Below are 20,787 nucleotides of genomic sequence, written 5' to 3' on the forward strand. Positions count from 1 at the left end.
CCGATCCTTTTTCAGTCTGTGCCGGAAGCGCAGGAAGCTGAAGTTGATAAGCACAATCGCCTTCGTCAGCCTCCGGACTTGGTCAAGCGTGCTGATGTTTCACCACCTCCAGATAAAGCTGCTCCAACGACTTTTCGCCTTCGGCACGGTTCTTTACAGCGGCCGTGTGCCGGCATTCCCCTTGATGAATAATGGCAATGGTGTCGCAAAGCTGCTCACAGATCTCCAAAAGATGAGAGGAGAATATTACCGTGCATCCCTTCTCCCGATGTTCGCGAATCCGCCGCTTTAACACAGAGGAGGCTTCAATATCCAGCCCGGTCATCGGCTCATCCAAAATCCACAGCGGCGGATCATGAACAAGAGAAGCCATGATCGAGAACTTCTGCCGCGTTCCATGCGAATAGCTTTTGATCGGACGGTTCAAGTACGTTTTTACCTGAAATTCCTCAATAAGCGGTTCGTAGACAGCGACTCTTCTTGCCGCACTTACCTCGTACATATCGGCCATGAAATTCAGAAACTCCTGCCCGGTCAAGCTATCATAGATCGAATGACTGTCCGAGACATAGCCTACACCCTTTTTATACTCGACAGGATCATCCGCTAACGTCCGCCCCTGAATCGAGATCATGCCTTTGTCCGCTCTCAACAAGCCCAAGATCAATTGAATCGTCGTCGTTTTCCCCGCCCCATTGGGTCCTAACAAGCCGCAAATGCTCCCGGCGGCTACTTCCAAGGACAGGTTGTTGATGATTGGCTCCGCTTGTCTGTCATACCGAAAAAGGACATCCTTTACTTTGAGCACACGACATCACCGCCTAAAATAAATCAATACTATTAAGATGAAGAACGTGCTTCCAGCTTCACGATGTTCGATATGAATTGGTCAATCAGGGCTGTGAAGTGCCGGAGATCATCAGCCGAGAAACCGTCGAACAAATCGTGTAAGAAGGCCAACTCCCGATCTTCTCTCCCCGCAAAATACTCCTGACATCTCGCAGTAAGGCTGATTCGTTTGAAACGGCGATCGGAGTTATCGATGGAAATTTGAACAAAGCCCTTTTTATCAAGACTCCGGACCATTTGCATGACGTTCTGGTGAGAGACGCCTATGATGCCGGCAATTTCTTTCACAGAGAGTATGTGCGGCTGACTTTTGTACATAATGGCAACCAACAGCCACTGCTTCACCGTTACTTCGGGATCCAGCCGATCCCCCAGCACCTGCAGTCGATTGGCGATAATGAATAGCGATGCGAAAATCTTCCCTTTATGCTCATCCACAGTCATCACTCCTGCTGGTAGATGCCAAGTAAATAGGTAATATATTATATATCTAGCATGAGGATATTCCCCCTGTCAAGGATATATGCTTTATTCCGGATGATCACTGCGAGGCAGTTGAACGGTAACCGACGTACCTTGACCTACTTTGCTTTTGACATCAAGGGTTCCTTGATGCGCCGTGACGATCTGCTTCACAATTGCCATTCCCAGTCCGGTGCTGCCCACGGGGGTATCCGTTGAAGTCCCCCGATAATACCTGTCGAACAGGCGGGCGACGCTTTGTTCATCCATTCCCTTTCCATTGTCCGCAATCCGTATTTGGACATGAGAGTCAGTGCCTTGGACGTGCACCGTTACGGCTGTCCCTGCCGGGTTGTGAACAACCGCATTGACTAACAGGTTTGACAAGGCTCTGCCCAGCAACCCGGCATCTCCCCGCACATAAAGGGGTTCTCCCTCTCCCTGTATTTCAAAGTGATTTGTCGCGGAAAGAGGCATATTCACCGCTTCCGCAACCGTTCTGCGAAGGAACTCCGTCAACTCGATCGTTTGCGAAGACAGCTTGAACAAAGCGGACCGATCCATCCGGAAAGCAATGCCAAGGTCGTGAATCAGTTCTTCCATATAGGCGGACTTATCCCGAATCAATTGCAAAAACTCTTTCTTCTCATCCGGGCTCCATTCATGTTCATCCGATAAAAGCATGTCCGTATAACCGGAGATATAAGATAAAGGGGTCTTCAGGTCATGGGTGACACCTGCCGCCCAATCCTGTCTCAATTGTTCAAATTCCTGCCGTTTACGTTCATTTTCCTGCAAGGTCAGGGAAAGGGATTCAAGATTGGCGTATACCTCGCGGTACAGGCGGCCGGAAAAGGAGCGGAAGCGTTTTGGGTTAACGGGAACCAAATATTCGCCGTTTGACAACCTCTTGATTTTCACCAATATATCCGCCATCGGCCGGGCTACATAATAGCCGTAGAATAAACAATACAACAAGTAAACCGCCATGATGATGCCCGTTGTCAGGTTGACGACAAAGAGTTTCTCCGGTTGCTTCAGCACGACAATATAGAAAACCGCCGGCAACGAGCAGGCGAAGAACAGCAAGAGTTGATGTACGATAAAATTCAATGTAAAGCGGACGATCAATTTACCATTCGCAAAATTCACTTTCATCCCCAGTCCCCCTGTTTGGGAGGGACAAACTTGTAGCCAATCCCCCTTAGCGTAACGATCAAAGCGGGTTGTTTGGCGTCTTGCTCGATTTTTTTGCGCAGGCGCATGATATGAATGGCAACCGTCTTCTCGTCTCCCATGCTGTCATAGCCCCATACGTGCTCATACAACTGCCCTGCAGTAAATACCTGGTTGGGATGGTCGGCCAGGAACCGCAGAAGCTCGAATTCTTTGGCCGGGCATGGAATCTCCTCTCCATTCACCCATAATTGAGCGGCTTTCTTATCGATCACGACGCGACCCACACGATAAATCTCCGTTGTCTGCGCAATGGCCTGATACTGTTCCAGTCTCCGAAACTGCACATGGATACGCGCGGCTACTTCCAAGGGATTAAAGGGCTTCGTAATATAGTCGTCCCCCCCGATCCCAAGGCCGGTCAATTTATCCAAATCGCTTGAACGGGCCGTAAGAAACAGGATGGGGGCGACAGTAAATTGACGGATTTTTTGGCACAGATGGAATCCGTCCGTATCGGGCAGCATAACATCCAATACAATCAGATCATATGGATGACGGCTTATCTTTTCCAAGGCTTCCTGGCCCGTAAAGGCGCTGCCGATGAAGGTATACCCTTCCTTGTGCAGAATGGTTTCCAGCATTTTGACAATGCCGGGTTCGTCGTCAATAATGAGTATTTTTTTTGAGCGCACCCTGCCTTCCTCCTATCTGGATCGGGATCCCCTCTATTATCTAACAAAACGGATGGCCGGAACCACTAAATCGATACATCGCGTTTCTTGAATACGATCCAGCTTAGCAGGGTCAGTGCGAAGATGTATCCAATCAACACGGCAATGGAAAAGTTCAGCGTCATTTCCGGTCTGGCCGGAAGCTGGAAAATGTACAGGCTGATGTCGCTGTTGGCAAAAGGAAGATACTTCAACCATTCGATCCTGGCTGTCGCTTCAATCATGGAATTGCCCACGATCATAAGAAACAGCGAGATACCGAGCGCCAAGGCGCTGTTGCGCAGCACCGTCGATACCGCGAAAGCGAGGGTGACATAACCCATGACCGGAAAAATGCTTAAACCGTACATTTTGATGACCTGCAACCAAACGCTCTGCTCCACAACTTGACCCTGCCGGTTCAAAAATAAATCCGTCGTGCGAATGCTGCCTAATCCATACAACAAAGCATTCGCAGCATAGCCGCATGCCACCAACAACACCAGCATAACGACAGCAACCAGAGATACCGCGATATATTTGGAAAACAGAATTTTCGTTCGGCTATGCGGACGAATCAACAACAGCTTCATCGTTCCGGTTGTATATTCCCCGGCTACCGCATCCGCGGCAAGGATGATTGCAAACACGATCACCATTTCGATCAAGCCGGAAGAAGTGAGCAAAGCGGACCACGGATTATTGGAGGGTACAGGGAAGTCGTTTTCTAGGCGATGCTTCGCTATCTTTAGCTTGTTTTCAGCATCGGCGCGCAGCGTAGGAGACAGCTCCGTAATTTTCAAACGTTCTTCATACTGCCGGACGAGCCGTGTTGTTTCTCCCCGCCAATCTTGGGGATCCGTGGTGTTGATTTTACCTAAGATCGCAGAACCTATCGTGACGGCAAAAAGGAACAATAGAAGAATCCAGGTCAATTTCCGGCAGGATATTTTCATGGTTTCGTTGGCAATCAATCCGATCATTTCTTCTCCTCCGTGATCTCCAAAAATTGTTCTTCCAAGGTCCGCTCTTGCACTTGAATGCTGTATACCTGAACGCCCGCTTGCATAAGGAGCTTATTGACGGCCGGTACTTCGTCTTTGTTCAACGGAATCAACAATTGCCCCGGCTGTTTCGCGGGCAGGGCTGCCTTGTCCAAGGTGGCAATCCATCGCTGGGCTTGTTCAACTTGAGAAGGTTCAACGGTAATGCATACATGAGAACATCCGCTATTACGAACGAAGTCTCTTATGCTTTGAATACGGACCAGCTTTCCATTGTGCATAACGCCTACTCGGTCACACATCAATTCCATTTCGGAAAGCAAATGGCTTGATACGAACACGGCGACCCCTTCTTCACGAGCAAGTCTTATCAAGTCGTTGCGCAACTCGTGAATTCCTGCGGGGTCCAGCCCGTTGGTCGGTTCATCCAAAATGAGCAGCGAAGGGCGGTGCAGAAGGGCTTGGGCAATCCCCAGCCTTTGCCTCATGCCAAGGGAATAGGTTTTTACTTTGTCATGAATTCTGCCTTTTAATCCAACGATTTCTGCCATTTCTTCAATGCGGGCTTGGGCAACGCCGGGGATCATCCGCGCGTAATGCTTCAAATTTTGATACCCCGTCAAATATTTGTATAAGTCCGGATTCTCGACAATAGCGCCTACATGCCGAATGGCCTTGTTGAAATCCCTGGTTATGCTGTGTCCCTTAATGAAAATATCGCCCCGGCTGATCTTGATTAGTCCCACCATCATGCGAATGGTGGTCGTTTTTCCCGCTCCGTTGGGGCCCAAGAAACCGAATATCTCTCCGGGCGGAATATCGAACGACAGATCGTCGACGATCGTTTTTCTTCCGATTTTTTTCGTGGCATGTTGGAACTGTACGACTGGCAATGGATTCATAGGTTCCTTTCCTTTCTATCGGGCTTAAAATGCCTTTCCGGCAATTCCAAGCCGATTATAGAAAGCGAAAGTAAACGGACGGTAAACGGGGAACAAACCTGCCGCAAACTTTGGCGCGGGTCATTGTGAGGGGAGTCGAAGCTGGTTCGAAGCTTACCATTGGGGCGGCGACAACCGGAGAGTTTTCCCAGCCCTTTGCGGTTTAATGAAAATGACGAGGCAAGGTAAACCTTGCCCCGTCAACTTATAACGATGATCTGGAAGTGCCTCTTAATTAAAGCTTAAGTTGAACATCCGAAAGCGCCCAGCCTTCGATGACCCTTGCCCCGATCGGATCAGGGTTGTCCTTAAAATGGACGAACTCCATCGTCATCTGTTCGATTTTCTCGCCAGTCTGCTTATTTGTGGTGTGAACTTTATAGCGTATTGCCGCCCAATCGTTTACAATGAGCATATTGTGAAATTCTCCTAATTCCATATCAAAAACTTCAAACAGTTTCCCCATGGCATCTTTATATTGCTGAAGAGTCCATCTCTGACCATAAACGTTATAATAGGCGTCCGGTTCATACAAGGTATTGCACCATTCCAGCCAGTTATCGTAGCCGCCATTCCAGTTTTTAAATCCGTTTTCAAGACGTTCTTTAATTTTATCTTGAAAATTCATACGGACATCTCCTTTCTTAATTGCCCTTAGGTATAACGTAATTAACGCGATATTCACAGAGGCATCGACAGACCGGCCTCTTTAAGCGTCCGAGCGAGTGCTTCCATGTACAGAGCGGCATTATCATCAAAGGGGCCATGCACGCCGATTGCGACATCGAGAAAGGCATTGTAATCCTCACTGACATGAGTTTCCCAGTGCTTGATCTCTCCCTTGTCGTTCGTCTTAACGAAACCATAGGAGAAAAAGCTCATTTCTATACCGTCTTTCGTATGCCCGGAGAATAAGGTTTTCATTACAAAGCCATTGTCGGATGGCCAGCATTCGAACTCTATTGGCCCCCAGTCAGGAAATTTGAGTGAATAGGCTTTGGCTTCCATGGTAGCGGAATTGGTAACGGAAATTGGATGTGTGCGTAAGTGTATAAGTCCTTTGCCAAAATAAGGCGACCAGTAGGTAGCGTCATCTGCAAATGTCCATTCTTCATAAGTCGCACCGTCTTTTACCGCTTTTTTGTCGTAGGCGCTATGATAGCTTTCAGCCATTCTACGATGCAAAGCAATTCGTTCCTCGAGAGTTAAATGGGTACTCATTTTGCCAACCTACCTTTCCAATTATTTGGTTTTCTGTTATTACTAAACTGTGATGTCAGTATAAATTCTTGAAGTAAACTCAACGTAAACAATAGAAGTAACATTATTTTATTGCTTAGAAGGAAGGTGCACCGTAAACGTGCTGCCTTCATTAATCGTGCTTTTTACTTCAATTTTGCCGTCGCATAAGTCTACAATCCTTTGGGCGATAGAAAGACCCAATCCCAGCCCTTTGTTGGAGCGAGAGGAATCACCTTGATAATATCTGACAAAGATACGAGTCTTTTCTTCTTCGCTCATACCTTTACCTGTATCGGATATTGCAACTATAATGAATTCATTTTCTTTCTTCAGCGTAACTTTAATTTCGCCGTGTTCCGGAGTAAATTTGATTGCATTCGATAGGAGATTGATCCAAACATGCCACATCAGATTGAAATTCCCATCATATATGGCCGGTTCTAACTCGGCTGAAAAATCAATTCCTTTTCTGTCCCATTCTTTGGAGAGTAGAATTGCGCATTGCTTAATCTGCTCGTCAAGCGAATAGGGCTTTTTATCAACTATAAACTGCTGGGATTCCAGTTTTGACAGCAGCAGAATATTACTGGACATGGCTGCAAGCCGTTCGGATTCGTCGGCGATGATGTGCAGATACTTCTGCTTGTCCTCCTCCGGAATGTTTTCGTCGAGCAGAAGTTCGGCAAAGCCGTTGATGGATGTAATAGGCGTTTTAAATTCGTGTGAGAAGTTATTAATGAATTCGCTGTGCACGATCTGTACACTTTGTAATTCTGCGCTCATTTTGTTGAAATTAATATACACGTCTTTCAATGTCCCTGCTTTTTCCGGGTCGAGGCGGATACCAAACTTCCCGTCCGCGATTTGATTAATTCCCTCGGTTAGTCTGGAAACAAATTGGTAGACCATTTTTGAACTGACATAAGATATTGCCCCGACAACTACACCTATTGGAAAAAACATGCCAATTGCGCGTATTGCATCATAATGCTTGTCTCCTCTGACAATATAATTGTCAACAAAATCGACCAAGGCATATATACACACAGATGAGATCATGACAATCAATGTTGGTATAATGATCCACCTGTTCATATTCAAGTTGGATTTTATCTTTTTACCTGACATCGTTCATACTCCCTATAATCTCCGCTTTATATCCCAGTCCCTTGATCGTAATGATTTTAAATTGATCGATATCCTGAAATTTGCTTCGCAGCCTGCTGATATGTGTCTTTACAGTATCTTCTCCGCTTTCGGAATCATAGCCCCAAATTTCATCAAGCAATTGATTTTTGGTGAAGATTTGACCGGGATAAGAGAGCAGCCGGTAGAGCAAGTCAAATTCTTTTTTAGGCAATTTAGTCGCTTGGTTTCCGTTCATTAAGACATACGTGGATGAATCCAGAACCACATTGCCAAGCGTAATTTTATTTTCGCTGGCAATGTGCGCACGTCGCAACAAGGCCTCAATCCGCCAAAGCAATTCCTCATAGTTTACTGGTTTTGTCATATAATCATCCGCTCCTGACGAAAAACCGATGCGTTTATCATCAAAAGACTGCTTGACAGTCAGCATTAAAACAGGCATTGTAAACCCATTCTTACGAATGGTTTGTACCAAACGGAAGCCGTCCATGCGCGGCATCATAATGTCAGCAATAAGCAGGTCAATTCTCTGAGATTCAATAATATCCAGAGCCTCCTGCCCGTCATTTGTGCAGACGACAGTATAATGTGGTTTTAGTCTTGCCTTAACGAGCAGTTGAATGTTTTTGTCATCTTCTGCAATCAGTATCGTAACCATGCGAACCCCTCCTAATACAAGATTATACCAGGATTGTTTGATTAAGGGATTGCCTGAAAGGGCATGTGTAAAAACTGCCCATTGGGACGATATTAGAAATTCCTTCATTGGGTAGGCTAAAGAGAAAATCCGAATAGGAAGAGAGGGGGCTGAAAATGGAGGGCGTACAGGCAGTTGCCGATGCCATCAATATAAGCGGCGGAACTGCCCTGGCCATAAAATCTAGCGTAGCGAATCCTAATTTACAGCTTGATCTAGCAGCGTTTGCGCTTCGGATTCTACGGTTGCTACTGCTTCATCAAGGGATTTTTGCCCTTTTTCCACAAGTTCCAGTTCTCGACTTAAGATCGCCGCAAAATCGTTGAAAAATGGATCAGGTAGCTTGTACCAATCGTCACTATGCCTTAGCCATTTTGATCTCAACTGATAGAACGGCTCCAAATCGGTTCCTTCATAGTCAGTCATATATCCTGATCGACTTAATAACCATTGCTGACCTAACAACAATTCATTGGATTGTGAGCTAACGCGAGCATAATCTTCACCGCACACATACTGAATAAATTCCCAGGCGGCATCTGGATTGGCGGATGCCTTATTAATGGCGAATATATCGCCTGGCGTTACAGCATAAGTGGATGCAGGATCAAGGGGATCAACGGGTCCGGCGGCAATACCGAGTTCAAAGGGGACATTATCTTTCAAATCATGCTTGAAATGATCAATAACTACCAGCGACAGTACGGATCCCATGTGCATTGCAGAACGTCCCATGAGAAACCGTTGGCTATCATAAAACTCCTCTTTCGTTCCATCGGTGAATAATTCATCCATGGAGTTAAAGATAGCTCCCGATTGGTCTGCCTCGATAGCGGTCCGAATCAATTTCTTCCACGCATCTGTATCAATGGTCATCTGCATCGTATTGGTATTCACGATTGACAATCCTTCTGCCCGGCTCATCTTGTCAATTAATGTTACTAAATCCATAGGGGCTTCATACACCTCCCCACCGGTATATCCATAAATTCGCGTCCGTTTATCTCCTTCCGTAGGAAAACGGCGGGCAAGCTCAATGATGTCGTACCAACTCATTCCATCGGATGGGAACTCTACACCATATCTCTTGAACAGATCTTTATTGTAAAATAAAGCACTGCCCTTGAACGTTGGGGCAAGGCCATACAACCTGCCATCGCCAATTTCCCTAAGTTGATCGACAAGACCGGGAACGAACCCATCCAGATTATAGTGATCTCTAGTACTAAGCGAATCAAGTTCGGTAAGCATCCCATCATTAATATGACTCTCAAACTCGGGAGCATCCAAAATAAAAATATCCGGCTGTTCTTCACGAATAAACTGCGCATACGCCTCTTCCTTCGTCTTGTCCCCCATATCCTTGTAAATGTCCGCATCACCGAGAACTTCCAATTGGATATGATCATGAAGCGCGGTGAACAAATCTCCATATTGCCGGCGGAATAATTCCGGATCCTGATGATAGAGGACCTTAAGCGCTGTCGTCTCTTGATTCTCCTTCGGTTCGGCCGGACCCTTAGATTCAGTTGCACAACCTGCCACTAACAGGCAACTAACAACAAACACCGTTACTACTTGCAGCCATGATCTGTTCATCATCGACTCCTCTCTCTGCTCAACATGCAGCATCGTCACTTAAAAGGCACTGTCTTGAATACATCCCATTGGATGGTCATATAGGTGGTCATGTCATCTTCCGGCTCTGAACTCCCGTTTTCTTCATGAACTTTCCCGGCACGGACTGCTTCATCAAGGGCAGCTTGCGCATCGCGTTGAATCGTCTGCAGCGCGTCTTCGAGGGATTTTCGCGATTCCTCTACTTGGGTCCATTCACGATATGTAATTTCCTCATATTTTTCTTTAAATTTATCCGTAATAATGCTACTTCCAGGATCATCATAGTAATTACTCAACGGCACGGAGGTTAAGTGATAGAACCCTTCCAGGTTAATCCCATAATAATCGCTTGATTGCCCCATGCGTGAGGGTATTCCGTTATCCGGTCTTCTCGCCAATTTGCCGGCAACCTTGTCCCCTTGCATAAACTTCAACAATTCCCATGCGGCATCTACATTGGAGGAATTGGCACGAATCGCATATACATAGTCATTATTCAAATTCAGATCTCTGGTTATTTCCCGGTTGGACGGATCCACCGGACCAACCACCATCCCTACTTTAAACGGTTTAACTCCTGATTTACCGCTTTTAATATAGTCAAGTACACTATAGGCCCAGCTAGGTTCATCATCGAGCAACATCGCTTGACGGCCTTTAGCAAAAAGTTGCTGTCCAGCGAAATCTTCATCCGCGTTAAATCCTCCCTTGTGGAGGGTATTCGTTGATAATGCCGCTTGAGCTTGTTCGTACGCTTGCTTCCAACCTTCTGTATCCATTGTAACTTGCATTGTATCAAGGTTAACTGCCTTTAATCCCATAGATAAACCGATCCGCGTACCTAGCTCACCCAGAGGGTTTTCTTGGTTTAACCCAAAACACGTGAATCCGCCGTATATTCTGGACTGCTCATCTCCATCGGTAGGAAATCGTGCTGCTAAGTCGAGCAGCTCTTGCCAAGTCATCCCGTCGTGTGGCGGCTCAATTCCATATTGCTCGAACAGGTCGATATTGTAAAAGATGACTTGTCGCTGGAACGTAGGCGCAAAACCATACAACTTTCCACCGCCTTGTTCCCGGAGAAAACGGGTGATTGAAGGATAAATCGTATCAACATCGTAATGATCCCGCGCCGCCAGCGGTTCAAGATCCAACAGGAACCCTGATGCCGATAACCGATGATAATCATCAATACTTAGGTAAAGAACATCCAGTTGTTCTTGTTCGATAGACTGCTCAAGAGCCTGCACATCGTTCGAAGCCGTCTTTTCAAGTTCCACACTTCCGGGCTTAACAAACTGAAGCTGAATCGCACCGTTCTTGGCTTTGAACTCATCACCGTAAAGAGCATTAAATTCTTGTTTGTCGTAAGTCATCACCTTCAACTTCGAAGTGTCAGGCGCCGGCAAGCTTGTACAACCTGCCAACCCAATCATAAGTAAACCTATAAGCAGCATGGATGTTAACTTGAACTTGCACAAATGGAATCCCCCTTTTTGAAAACTGATTCTACTTTCCGATAAGTCCTTGCCCGTTTATACCATCATTTTCTGTAAAGCTTTCACATAACGCGATCTCGCAATGATAAAGTAGACGGTCTGGGCGGCCAGAAAAGCCAGTGCTGCTGTAAAAGTAGCCGTATAGACATAGATATGCGAGATCCTCATATATCCCAGTACAGACTTCAAAACCACAAGCGATTGTATCGCGGATATCGGAATCGGAATAAAAAAGAGAAAAGCAATTTGCATCGTAGCCGCCGCGCTCATTTCTCTAATGCTCAATCCGATCTTGGACAGGGCATGGTACGTTCGGCTGTCGGCGGATAGCTCCGTATAAAGCTTGAAGTACAAAAAGCTGGCCGTCGAAATCGAGAAGATCAGGGCGATAAAAATCCCGATAAAGCTGAACACGGAGGTCGTATCTTTCGTGCTCCGGTATTGGTCGGAACGAACCGTCAAAAAATTATTGAGACAGTCTGCGACGCAGCCGTTCTTTTGCTGCTGATTCCATGCGTACAGCTCTTTGCCGATCTTGGATTGCTCATCTTGCAGCGAGGGAAGCTGTGTCCAGGATGGTACATGATAGAGATACGTCGGTCTGCTGGAAAAATCAGTTGTTAATTGGGTAAAGAAGGCATCTTCAACAATGAGCATAACCCCTGCATTACTAACGCCTCCCAGCTGGGGGATGCTGATTTCTTGCACAATCGTAATGCTGGACTCGGTTCCCTCAAACTTTAAGGGCTCCCTTGGTAAACGTTTTGCGTCCGGATAAACCGCCACAGCCCTTTGCCAAGGCGGATTCTCCAACGGCTCTACCTCCAGCAAAGCCGCCAGTTCATTAAACTGGCTTGCCCGGACAAACTCTACATCGCTACCTGTTGTTGGGTCGTGGGCATAATTCTGCAGCATAGCGCCAATCGAATCGATCCGATACCGCTCAAAAGCGATACCCGATTCCTGCATGGACCGCTCAATCGTGGCCAGCCCCGCATCGATCCCCTCTGGTTGATAAACGTCATACCTGAAAGCAAATTTATTGTTCAAAAACTGCTGCTTGCTGTCTTGATCAACGGCCAGTACGAAGCCTGCGCTTATGCAAGCGATCGAAGTAACAACCGTCACCAGAAACAGCATTCTGGCATGATCCTTCAGCTTATGGCTGATCTCGGAAATCCACAGCAAATTAGTGCCGCGCCATACACGCTTTCGATTTCGTTTGAGCAAACGAAGGAGGAGAATCGACAGCTGGGAGTAAAAGAGATAGGTGCTGGAAATGCCGGAAAAAGCGGCGAGCATCAGAACTTTCGGAGATAGCGTGTCCTTGCTAAGGACCACAAGACCAACAGTCATCAAAGTCACGCCCAATATGGAAAGCCAAATCGAAACCTTCGGCTCCCGCTTCGGCCGGCTGCCGCCCTCCAAAAGCTCCAGCACCCGGTTTTTGCGAATAAACAGCAGCGTAAATAACGATATCGCCATAAATAAAGCAACAAAGCAGCTCGCCGTCAGTACGATTGCCCTCACGGGCCAATAAAAAGCCAGCTCGTTCATATCGATGATTTTTGTACTTAACAGCAAAAACAGCTTGGCCAACAGCAGCCCGCCGGCGATTCCGGTGACAATGGAAACGGTGCCGATGATCATATTTTCCAAAAAAATCAGGCCATTAATTTGTCCCGGCTGTGCGCCCAGTATCATTAAAATCCCAAGCTCCTTATTGCGGGACTTCAAAAAAGCGCTGATCGAGTAGAGCACAAAAAAGATCGCAAAAATAAACACCACGTACGCGGCAACCTGCATGCAGATTAACGTCATTTTGCCCATCGGCGCCCGCTGAATTTCAGGATGATAAATGAAAACGGCATATGTAAAAAAAATCATCACCATAAATGAGCTGCTCAATAAGTAAGCCTTGTATGCACGGCCGTTGCGCTTGACATTATTAAAAGCGAACTGAGGAAAATTCACTCATCCTTCCCTCCCTTCACTCTTAATGTACCTGATCAACGGCTTGGAAACTATCGATTTACCTTAATTGCAGCTTACATTATGGTTAAGTTTATGTTCGCCTTTGCGTTCGGTAGCTTGTTCATGACCCGATATGACGAACGGGTGAGAACGATAATAGAACGCCAAAATGAACTTGACTTTGACACTAGTGTCATGCTTTATGATGTAATCAATAATTAAAGTAAAGGAGATGGAGCTTTGAAAATAAGTCAAATCGCTAAAGTGACCGGGATCAGCCCTCGATCCTTACGGCATTATGAGAAAAAAGGGTTGATAACTGTTTCTCGCCGCGACAATAATTATCGCGAGTTTGATGATTCGATTATCGAAACTATTAATACGATCCAACTATATCTTAGAAAAGCAAATATACTTAATGAAAGCAAACCGGGATGATGTACTGTAGAGGAGGATGAACAATGACAATTTTAGTAACAGGAGCAACAGGGAATGTCGGTCGTCATATAGTCAACCAACTTCTTGAGGCTGGCCAGCATGTACGCGCACTCACGCGCAACCCGTCAAGCGCAAAGCTGCCCGAAGGGGTGGAGGTAGTGTATGGCGACCTTACTGAGCCAAAGACTTTAGCGCCTGCGCTGAACGGCGTTACGGGTATACACTTGATCACCTTCAATAGTGACGGATACACCCCTCTGCAAACCGGACCTGAGATTGTTGAATTGGCTCAAAAGGCAGGGGTTCGGCGAGTCTCGGTTTTATGGAATGGCGAGAATGGACCCGTGGAGAGAGCCGTAGAAGCTAGCAACCTCGAATGGACCTTACTCCAGCCTGTTGAGTTTATGTCCAATGCGCTTGGGTGGGCAGAGTCTATTCGCATGGAAGGTGTTGTGCGGGAGCCATATGGTAACTCGCCCAGCGCTATGATTCACGTTGCCGACATCGCTGATGTAGCGGCAGCCGCATTAACCGGTGACGGTCACGCCGGAAAAACCTACACGCTGACTGGCCCAGAAGTACTGACAGTGTTCGATAAGGTTCGGATTATCGGTGCAACGATCGGCAGGGATATCCAGTTTATCGAGCTCAGCGAAGATCAGGCACGCGAACGAATGAAGGAGCAGGGAGCTCCAGAAGACGCCATCGATTTCGTCCTGGGGTGGTATGCCAACCCTCCAAAATCTGCTTATACCGTGGCTCCGATCGTCGAGCAGGTCACTGGTCACCCAGCTCGAACCTTCGCCCAATGGGTCTCAGAGAACGTACAATATTTTAAAAACCACAATTGAGACGATCCCAAGGAACAACTAAAGATTGAGCTAAAGGTTACGTTAGTTACAAAAAACAGCAGCAGTCTAGGACTATATTGTCACGTCCATGACTGCTGCTATTCGGTTTCAAGGGGGCCCTCTTAGCCTTTTCCATTGTGAAAACAATCGCAATCCGGTTTTCCCAAGCTGCTGCAATCTTTTGTGTTTGAATGCCGGGCTAAACATTTCTCCGATCGAACTATCGAGTTTTATGAAGAAAATAGGATCATGATGCAGAAGACTTTCGAAGAACAAAACCAGGACTGATTGTTATTCTAGCCATCATTTCAGCCATCTTCTCCTTAAATAAACAAAAAGCATCGACATTTCCATCATAGGTGAATGGTAAATAAAACTCCAAATAAAGGAAAGCCCGAGCGTTGAATGCGTTCGGGCTCCTCCGGCATTCTAAACTCTTGAAGAAGATTCGAGCTGCTCTGAATGCTGGCTCCGATAATCGATTAGCAGTTGCTGCATCTTATCCACCGTGCCATCCGGATGAGGAACATGAATGGAGACGGTCAAATTCGAATCGTTCAAGTAATGAAACGAAACCAGATCAAAATTCAAGATCCCGAGATTCGGACAATGCAGCGTCTTAGGTGCATCCATCGCATCGAGAACCTCATGGGAATCCCAAAATTCTCGAAACTCCCTGCTAGCCTGTGAAAGCAACTCGAACTGTTTGGACCACCAAGGATCGTCGACGTGACGCGCATACCCGGCATGGAAACGAGCAACGATTCGTCTGGCATGCAGTTCCCATTGGTCTCCCTTTAGATAGCGAAAACGGGGAGAGGTAAACGTCATCCAAACCAGATTCCGCTCCCTCTCCGACATCACCGTGAGATTCCCATTTAATGCGCAGTAGGCTTCATTCCAGGCAATGATGTTCATACGCGCATCCATGACATTCGCAGGGGAGAGGTTCTGGCTATCCAAGAAACGTTGAAGCTCCGGCGTTACCTTAGACGGTTGCTTCATACCGGTCAAGGGAAATTGCTTACGGGCAAGATGGTACAGATGCCTGCGTTCCGACTCATCTAACCGAAGCACCTTCGCGATTCGATCAAGGACCTCGGCGGATACGTTGATATGACGTCCTTGCTCCAAATAGGTGTACCAATCCAGCCCCACGTCTGCCAGCAGAGCTACCTCGCTGCGGCGAAGTCCGGGGGTTCGTCTGCGTCCGGAATCCGGCACGCCTGCTTGTTCTGGGCTTATACGTTCACGGCGTGAACGCAAAAAACGGGACAATTCCTCATAACGGTCCAATCTGTTCGCCATAATCTCTACATGCCTCCTATCTATACATGAACGTAGGATTCCCAATCCTACGATAACTAGATCTCTTCCTAGCCTCTTCGGGTCCATATAGACTAGTTTATGACCGACAATTTCGTGAAATGGATGAAAGAGCTCTCCCCATTGAAGCAGCTCCAAAGTCCAAAATAAACCGAAGCCTAGGAGGGAGTAAAATGTTTGAGCATATCGTGCTATTAAAATTCAAACCCGATGTTTCTATTGAAGTAACAGAAAGTGCCATAAAGCGCGCATATGACTTTAAAGGAAACATTCCGGGGATCGCGGAGCTTAGCGCCGGGATTAACGTTACGGAGGAAATAGAGCATATGCACGGGTTTACGCTCGGAATCAGAGTCACTTTCGAGGATCAACAGGCTTGCCGGGATTATATTCAGCACCCCCTGCATCAAGGATTATTGCAATCTATTGGCCCGTTTGTGGAAGGAATTGTCGTTATGGATTACCCGTTTGCTTCATGATCTTCCCTGACCCTGCATCATATTGCCGCTCCGTTCCCCTGTCGGGAAACGAGCGGCTTTCTCTTGACCTTACAAAAAGTTACTTACTTTAATTAAATTCCTTCTTAACAAAGTCAATAAGCTTGGACTTCAAGGCATCACCGTGCTCTCCCCTATGGTACATATCTGTTCCGTGATAACCACTCTCATCCACAATTAGCTCTTTATCCGTTGCTCCGGATGCTTGATATAATTTGCGCACTTCTTGTTCAATTGAGCCTCCATAATCGCCAGGTGAAAAAACAAACATGGACGGTGCTTTAATCTTCTCCACGCTCGGAATGGCATCAAGGGGCCCACATTGTGCAGGAGAAGAAAGAATAATCAGCCCCTCGATAGGCAGCGCCTGACGAACGCCTGCAATGATTGCTGTACTACCGCCACATGATGCTCCCGCCAAAAACACTCTTTTTGCACCCCATCGTTCAAGTTCACTTAAGGCAGCATCAGCATCACGATCTATATTCTGATTATCCTCCGGAAAATTCTGCGAAGCACCATGATTACGATATTCAGGAATAACCACCAGATACCCGCTGTCAGCCAGTTCAGTTCCCATGTCAAGAAAAGAGCAAATGCTATAGCCTTGCTCGTGTGCAAGCAGGACTCCTTTATCTCCGCTGCCAAGCACAAGTGCAGACAGATACACCCCATCACTGGTTGTTAAGGTAGTTGCTTTATCGCGCAGCTCATCCGGAACACAACTATTCACAAGATGCCCGTTAGAAGACTTCACCGACTGATCCGGCCACGCAGGATCATATTCAACCGGTTTGTTCGGGGGGATGTTCTTCACCTCGACAACTGGTGTTTCAGGTACAGCATTTTCTACAGGTTTCGTATCTTGAGGTTGATGAGATAGGGATTGATTTTCATTTGAAGATATCGGCATTGGGGTGGTGCATCCTGTAATCGTGACTAATAAAATGAGCAATCCAAATACCATTTTTGTTCCTTTAGAAAATACGTTCATTGATCTTCTACACCTCCAACTATTACTGAAATTATAAGTGATGATTGAGCTCACCTACAAATCGGTTTCGTGCTGAACCTATCCCAAACACAAATAGGAAGACAGAAGCACTCAGCAATATCAGGAGTGGCAGGGTCCAGTTCTTCGTTATGTCATGCAAAAAACCAATGAGGGACTTTCTTGATTGGATTCGGCATTTTTTCCTCCTGAATGTCATCTCATGATGAAGATGCGTTCTCTTTCGACGATACCTTCTTATCGTTCATTGAAATTTAGTAGACTTGTACAACCTCTTTAATATCATCAATTTCCTCAAGAATGGCGCGTTCAATAGCGGCCTTTAATGTGATCGTCGCACTTGGGCAACCGTGGCAGGCTCCCAAAAATCTTAATTTGGCTACACCGTTCTCAACCTCGACCAACTCTGCGTCTCCCCCGTCACGCAATAAGAAAGGACGTAGTTTGAGAAGCACTTCCGAAACTTCATCGAATAAAATTCTATTCTCCTCCATGATGCCACCCTCCTCTCATTGTTTTAACAACAGTCAATTTAGGCCCTGTTTCGTTCCGGATGTTCTGATTGATCCTTTGCCTTTTTTATTAGAGAGGCCTCTTGATCTGAAAGTTCCATTAAAATCTTATAAATGGGATCCGTAGGTATCATCACACCACAACTGGCACTCAGTCCTAGGAGCATATTCAGATAGAATTGAATTTTCTTTTTCTCGCGAGTAATTTGCTCTAATTCTGAGATGTCCGAGTTATTTTTCTTCATTAAAACACACCCCATGCCTCCTAATAAGTAAAACGCTTGATGGGTGAAAGGAATAAATCAACCGATGCTTCCTTCCATCTCAAATTGAATGAGCCGATTCATTTCAACGGCATATTCCATCGGCAGTTCTTTGGTAAACGGCTCAATGAAGCCCATGACAATCATTTGTGTGGCCTCTTGCTCCGTAAGCCCGCGGCTCATTAAGTAAAAGAGTTGCTCCTCGGACACTTTGGATACGGTTGCCTCGTGCTCCAAAGTAATCTGATCGTTTTTAATTTCATTGTACGGAATGGTATCTGAGGTTGAGAGATTGTCCAGAATCAACGTATCGCACTTAATATTGGACTTGGACCCTGCGGAATCGCGGCTGAAGCTGGACAACCCCCGGTAGTTGACTTTGCCGCCCTGTTTGCTGATAGACTTGGATATGATCGTAGAGGTTGTCTCGGGAGCAAGGTGAATGACCTTCGCGCCGGCATCCTGATGCTGATCTTTACCGGCTACGGCAATGGAAAGGATGGAACCCTTGGCTCCTCTTCCTTTCAAGATTACTGCCGGATACTTCATCGTTACCTTGGAGCCGATGTTGCCGTCCACCCATTCCATTGTGGCGTTTTCTTCTGCCACAGCCCTTTGGGTTACCAAGTTGTAGATATTAGGAGCCCAATTCTGAATGGTCGTGTAGCGGACACGGGAATCTTTCCGGCAAATAATTTCGATAACGCCGCTATGCAAAGAGCTGGTACTATAAATAGGTGCTGTACATCCTTCAACGTAATGGACGAAGCTCCCCTCTTCGGCAATAATTAAGGTCCGCTCGAATTGGCCCATATTTTCGGAATTGATACGGAAATACCCTTGTATCGGAACCTCACACTGAACGCCCTTCGGGATGTATACAAAGCTGCCGCCTGACCAAACCGCACTGTTAAGCGCCGCAAATTTATTGTCGGCGGGCGGGATGATCGTCCCGAAATATTGCTTGAACACTTCAGGATATTGCTTTAAGGCCGTATCCGTATCAAGGAAAATAACCCCCTGCTCCTCCAGCTCCTTCCGCATACTGTGATAGATGACTTCGGACTCGTATTGAGCGGATACGCCTGCCAGGAACTTTTGCTCCGCTTCAGGAATCCCCAGCTTATCAAAGGTGGCTTTGATCTCGGAAGGAACCTCCTCCCAGGTCTTCCCCTGTCTTTCAGAAGGACGAACGTAATATTGGATGTCGTCCAGATTTAGCCCAGTTAAATCCGCTCCCCACCCAGGCATCGGCATTTTGTAGAATTGTTTCAAAGCTTTCAGCCGAAAATCGAGCATCCATTCCGGTTCTTCCTTGATTCGGGATATTTCCCGGACAATCTCTTCAGTCAAGCCTTTTCCGGATTGAAAAATAGACTGGTGCCCGTCGCGAAACCCGTATTTATATTCGCCCATATCCGGCGCTTTTTTAGCCATTCGTAACACTCCTTCTAACTTTCCAGGACTTATTTGATGTGCTAGGATCTGCCGAGCTTGCTCTCCACCAAATCTTGCAGACGACCGCGAACTGCCTCCAGCGGAATTTCCGAAATGACCGGAGCGAGGAATCCGAAAATAACAAGATATTCGGCTTCGCTCCGTGATATCCCGCGCGACATCAGATAATAGATTTGCTCCGCATTGACCTGCCCCACGGATGCAGCATGGCCGGCGGTTACATCATCCTCATCCGTGTCGGATACCGAACCATTGCCTTGAAGCAAAGTCTTGGTATCGCTGGCGGTATAACCCTTGTTCATTTCGCCGATAATCCATTCCACAACCCCATCGGCAAGAACGACCGCCCGCCGCTCGGTGAAATCCGTTGTTGCTGCAGCAAGCTGATGAACCGAAGCGACTTGCACCTTAGAACCCGCTCCCGCAAACACTTCAACCGCACCGTTATGCAAAACCTTGACATCATCCCCGCTCGACAAACAATGATCCACATAAGTGACCTTGCTGTTGCTCCCCGCCACAATTAAGACGTGAGGGGCGAAACGCACCCCGCTTGTATCGTTAAGAAAGATCGCTTGAATCGGCGCTTCAACCTCGACACCGTCCGGGACATATAGGAAAACGCCGCCACTCCAGAAGGCGCTGTGTGCAGCAGATAAACGATGCTCTTCCGGCTTCACGGCCTGATAGAGATAACGTTGAACCAACTCCTCATGCTCTTTTGCCGCAGTATGCAGGTCCGTTAAAATGACTCCCTGGGCGGCTAAGCTCTCGGATAATTCCGTATACACTACATCCGAATTGAACTGAACGATCAGTCCGCCTTTCACTGGAGAACCAACCAAACCTCGAACAATCTCCGGCGCATCTTCCAAACTTGACCACGGATTCTCCGCTTTGTAATCTCCAGTTTCGTAGATACCCCATTTCTCAAGTTTCGTTTTCTCCACTTTAGGCAGTTCCAGCGCCTCTGCCAGTTTGAGTGCCTGAATCCGACGTTCAAGCAGCCAATGAGGCTCCCCTATAGCACTTGACCAAGTGCGTAAAGCGTTCGCATTCATTAAATTTATGGCTGGTGTCCCCACTTGCTTTTCCTCCTCAGCT

At 46.8% G+C, this 20,787-nt stretch carries 22 protein-coding genes; 3 read left to right on the plus strand and 19 right to left on the minus strand.

Annotated features, from left to right (window positions below; genetic code table 11):
- Positions 1 to 82: 82 nt before the first annotated feature.
- From ACZF99_RS22040 to ACZF99_RS22100, 13 genes are all read right to left on the minus strand, one after another.
- Positions 83 to 808: an ABC transporter ATP-binding protein gene (locus ACZF99_RS22040; protein ID WP_483607111.1), complete on the minus strand. Its 726-nt coding sequence runs from the start codon at positions 806 to 808 to the stop codon at positions 83 to 85.
- Positions 809 to 840: 32 nt separating this feature from the next.
- Positions 841 to 1,293: a MarR family winged helix-turn-helix transcriptional regulator gene (locus ACZF99_RS22045; RefSeq protein ID WP_483607112.1), complete on the minus strand. Its 453-nt coding sequence runs from the start codon at positions 1,291 to 1,293 to the stop codon at positions 841 to 843.
- A gap of 84 nt (positions 1,294 to 1,377) precedes the next feature.
- Positions 1,378 to 2,469: a sensor histidine kinase gene (locus ACZF99_RS22050; RefSeq protein WP_483607113.1), complete on the minus strand. Its 1,092-nt coding sequence runs from the start codon at positions 2,467 to 2,469 to the stop codon at positions 1,378 to 1,380.
- Positions 2,466 to 3,182: a response regulator transcription factor gene (locus tag ACZF99_RS22055; protein WP_483607114.1), complete on the minus strand. Its 717-nt coding sequence runs from the start codon at positions 3,180 to 3,182 to the stop codon at positions 2,466 to 2,468. The genes ACZF99_RS22050 and ACZF99_RS22055 overlap by 4 nt, the downstream gene beginning before the upstream one ends.
- Before the next feature lie 65 nt (positions 3,183 to 3,247).
- A complete protein-coding gene (locus ACZF99_RS22060; RefSeq protein WP_483607115.1) occupies positions 3,248 to 4,183 on the minus strand; it encodes an ABC transporter permease in 936 nt (311 codons plus the stop codon).
- Positions 4,180 to 5,106, minus strand: coding sequence for an ABC transporter ATP-binding protein (locus ACZF99_RS22065; protein WP_483607116.1), 927 nt, complete (start codon positions 5,104 to 5,106; stop codon positions 4,180 to 4,182). Before ACZF99_RS22065 ends, ACZF99_RS22060 begins: the two co-directional genes overlap by 4 nt.
- A gap of 274 nt (positions 5,107 to 5,380) precedes the next feature.
- Positions 5,381 to 5,773 carry a hypothetical protein gene (locus ACZF99_RS22070; protein WP_483607117.1) on the minus strand — a complete coding sequence of 131 codons (393 nt, stop codon included), beginning with the start codon at positions 5,771 to 5,773 and terminating at the stop codon, positions 5,381 to 5,383.
- Positions 5,774 to 5,826: 53 nt separating this feature from the next.
- Positions 5,827 to 6,318 carry a hypothetical protein gene (locus ACZF99_RS22075; protein ID WP_483607118.1) on the minus strand — a complete coding sequence of 164 codons (492 nt, stop codon included), beginning with the start codon at positions 6,316 to 6,318 and terminating at the stop codon, positions 5,827 to 5,829.
- 156 nt (positions 6,319 to 6,474) lie between these two features.
- Positions 6,475 to 7,515: a sensor histidine kinase gene (locus tag ACZF99_RS22080; RefSeq protein ID WP_483607119.1), complete on the minus strand. Its 1,041-nt coding sequence runs from the start codon at positions 7,513 to 7,515 to the stop codon at positions 6,475 to 6,477.
- Positions 7,505 to 8,194, minus strand: coding sequence for a response regulator transcription factor (locus tag ACZF99_RS22085; protein WP_483607120.1), 690 nt, complete (start codon positions 8,192 to 8,194; stop codon positions 7,505 to 7,507). The genes ACZF99_RS22080 and ACZF99_RS22085 overlap by 11 nt, the downstream gene beginning before the upstream one ends.
- A 237-nt stretch (positions 8,195 to 8,431) precedes the next feature.
- Positions 8,432 to 9,865, minus strand: coding sequence for an ABC transporter substrate-binding protein (locus ACZF99_RS22090; protein ID WP_483612894.1), 1,434 nt, complete (start codon positions 9,863 to 9,865; stop codon positions 8,432 to 8,434).
- Between the two features lie 2 nt (positions 9,866 to 9,867).
- Positions 9,868 to 11,310 (minus strand): ABC transporter substrate-binding protein, encoded by a 1,443-nt coding sequence (locus ACZF99_RS22095; RefSeq protein WP_483607121.1) that lies wholly within the window; start codon positions 11,308 to 11,310, stop codon positions 9,868 to 9,870.
- Between the two features lie 78 nt (positions 11,311 to 11,388).
- Positions 11,389 to 13,326, minus strand: coding sequence for an FtsX-like permease family protein (locus ACZF99_RS22100; RefSeq protein ID WP_483607122.1), 1,938 nt, complete (start codon positions 13,324 to 13,326; stop codon positions 11,389 to 11,391).
- A 264-nt stretch (positions 13,327 to 13,590) separates the two neighbouring features.
- Between ACZF99_RS22100 and ACZF99_RS22105 the strand changes: the two genes are divergently transcribed.
- Complete coding sequence (locus tag ACZF99_RS22105) at positions 13,591 to 13,764, plus strand: MerR family DNA-binding transcriptional regulator (RefSeq protein WP_483612896.1); 174 nt, start codon at positions 13,591 to 13,593, stop codon at positions 13,762 to 13,764.
- A gap of 23 nt (positions 13,765 to 13,787) precedes the next feature.
- Positions 13,788 to 14,615, plus strand: a complete 828-nt coding sequence (locus ACZF99_RS22110; protein WP_483607123.1) for an NAD(P)H-binding protein — start codon at positions 13,788 to 13,790, stop codon at positions 14,613 to 14,615.
- A gap of 429 nt (positions 14,616 to 15,044) precedes the next feature.
- On the opposite strand, the gene ACZF99_RS22115 is transcribed toward ACZF99_RS22110, so the two are convergent.
- Positions 15,045 to 15,923, minus strand: a complete 879-nt coding sequence (locus tag ACZF99_RS22115; RefSeq protein WP_483607124.1) for a helix-turn-helix transcriptional regulator — start codon at positions 15,921 to 15,923, stop codon at positions 15,045 to 15,047.
- A gap of 191 nt (positions 15,924 to 16,114) precedes the next feature.
- On the opposite strand from ACZF99_RS22115, the gene ACZF99_RS22120 reads away from it, so the two are divergent.
- The gene (locus ACZF99_RS22120) at positions 16,115 to 16,420 is read left to right on the plus strand and encodes a Dabb family protein (protein ID WP_483607125.1); all 306 of its coding nucleotides are present in this window, start codon (positions 16,115 to 16,117) and stop codon (positions 16,418 to 16,420) included.
- Between the two features lie 88 nt (positions 16,421 to 16,508).
- Here the strand turns inward: ACZF99_RS22120 and ACZF99_RS22125 are convergent, their stop codons facing one another.
- The 5 genes from ACZF99_RS22125 to ACZF99_RS22145 all read right to left on the minus strand — a co-directional run bounded on the left by ACZF99_RS22125 (position 16,509) and on the right by ACZF99_RS22145 (position 20,744).
- Positions 16,509 to 17,432 carry an alpha/beta hydrolase gene (locus ACZF99_RS22125; protein ID WP_483607126.1) on the minus strand — a complete coding sequence of 308 codons (924 nt, stop codon included), beginning with the start codon at positions 17,430 to 17,432 and terminating at the stop codon, positions 16,509 to 16,511.
- Between the two features lie 272 nt (positions 17,433 to 17,704).
- On the minus strand, positions 17,705 to 17,944 hold the full coding sequence (locus tag ACZF99_RS22130) for a NifU family protein (RefSeq protein WP_483607127.1): 240 nt from the start codon (positions 17,942 to 17,944) through the stop codon (positions 17,705 to 17,707).
- Positions 17,945 to 17,982: 38 nt separating this feature from the next.
- Entirely contained in the window at positions 17,983 to 18,207 is a 225-nt protein-coding gene (locus ACZF99_RS22135; protein WP_483607128.1) for a hypothetical protein, read from the minus strand.
- A 57-nt stretch (positions 18,208 to 18,264) separates the two neighbouring features.
- Positions 18,265 to 19,662 (minus strand): Fe-S cluster assembly protein SufB, encoded by a 1,398-nt coding sequence (sufB, locus tag ACZF99_RS22140; RefSeq protein WP_483607129.1) that lies wholly within the window; start codon positions 19,660 to 19,662, stop codon positions 18,265 to 18,267.
- Positions 19,663 to 19,703: 41 nt separating this feature from the next.
- Entirely contained in the window at positions 19,704 to 20,744 is a 1,041-nt protein-coding gene (locus tag ACZF99_RS22145; protein ID WP_483612898.1) for a SufB/SufD family protein, read from the minus strand.
- Positions 20,745 to 20,787: the final 43 nt, after the last annotated feature.

The sequence above is a fragment of the Paenibacillus sp. JL3B1040 genome (assembly GCF_057063165.1).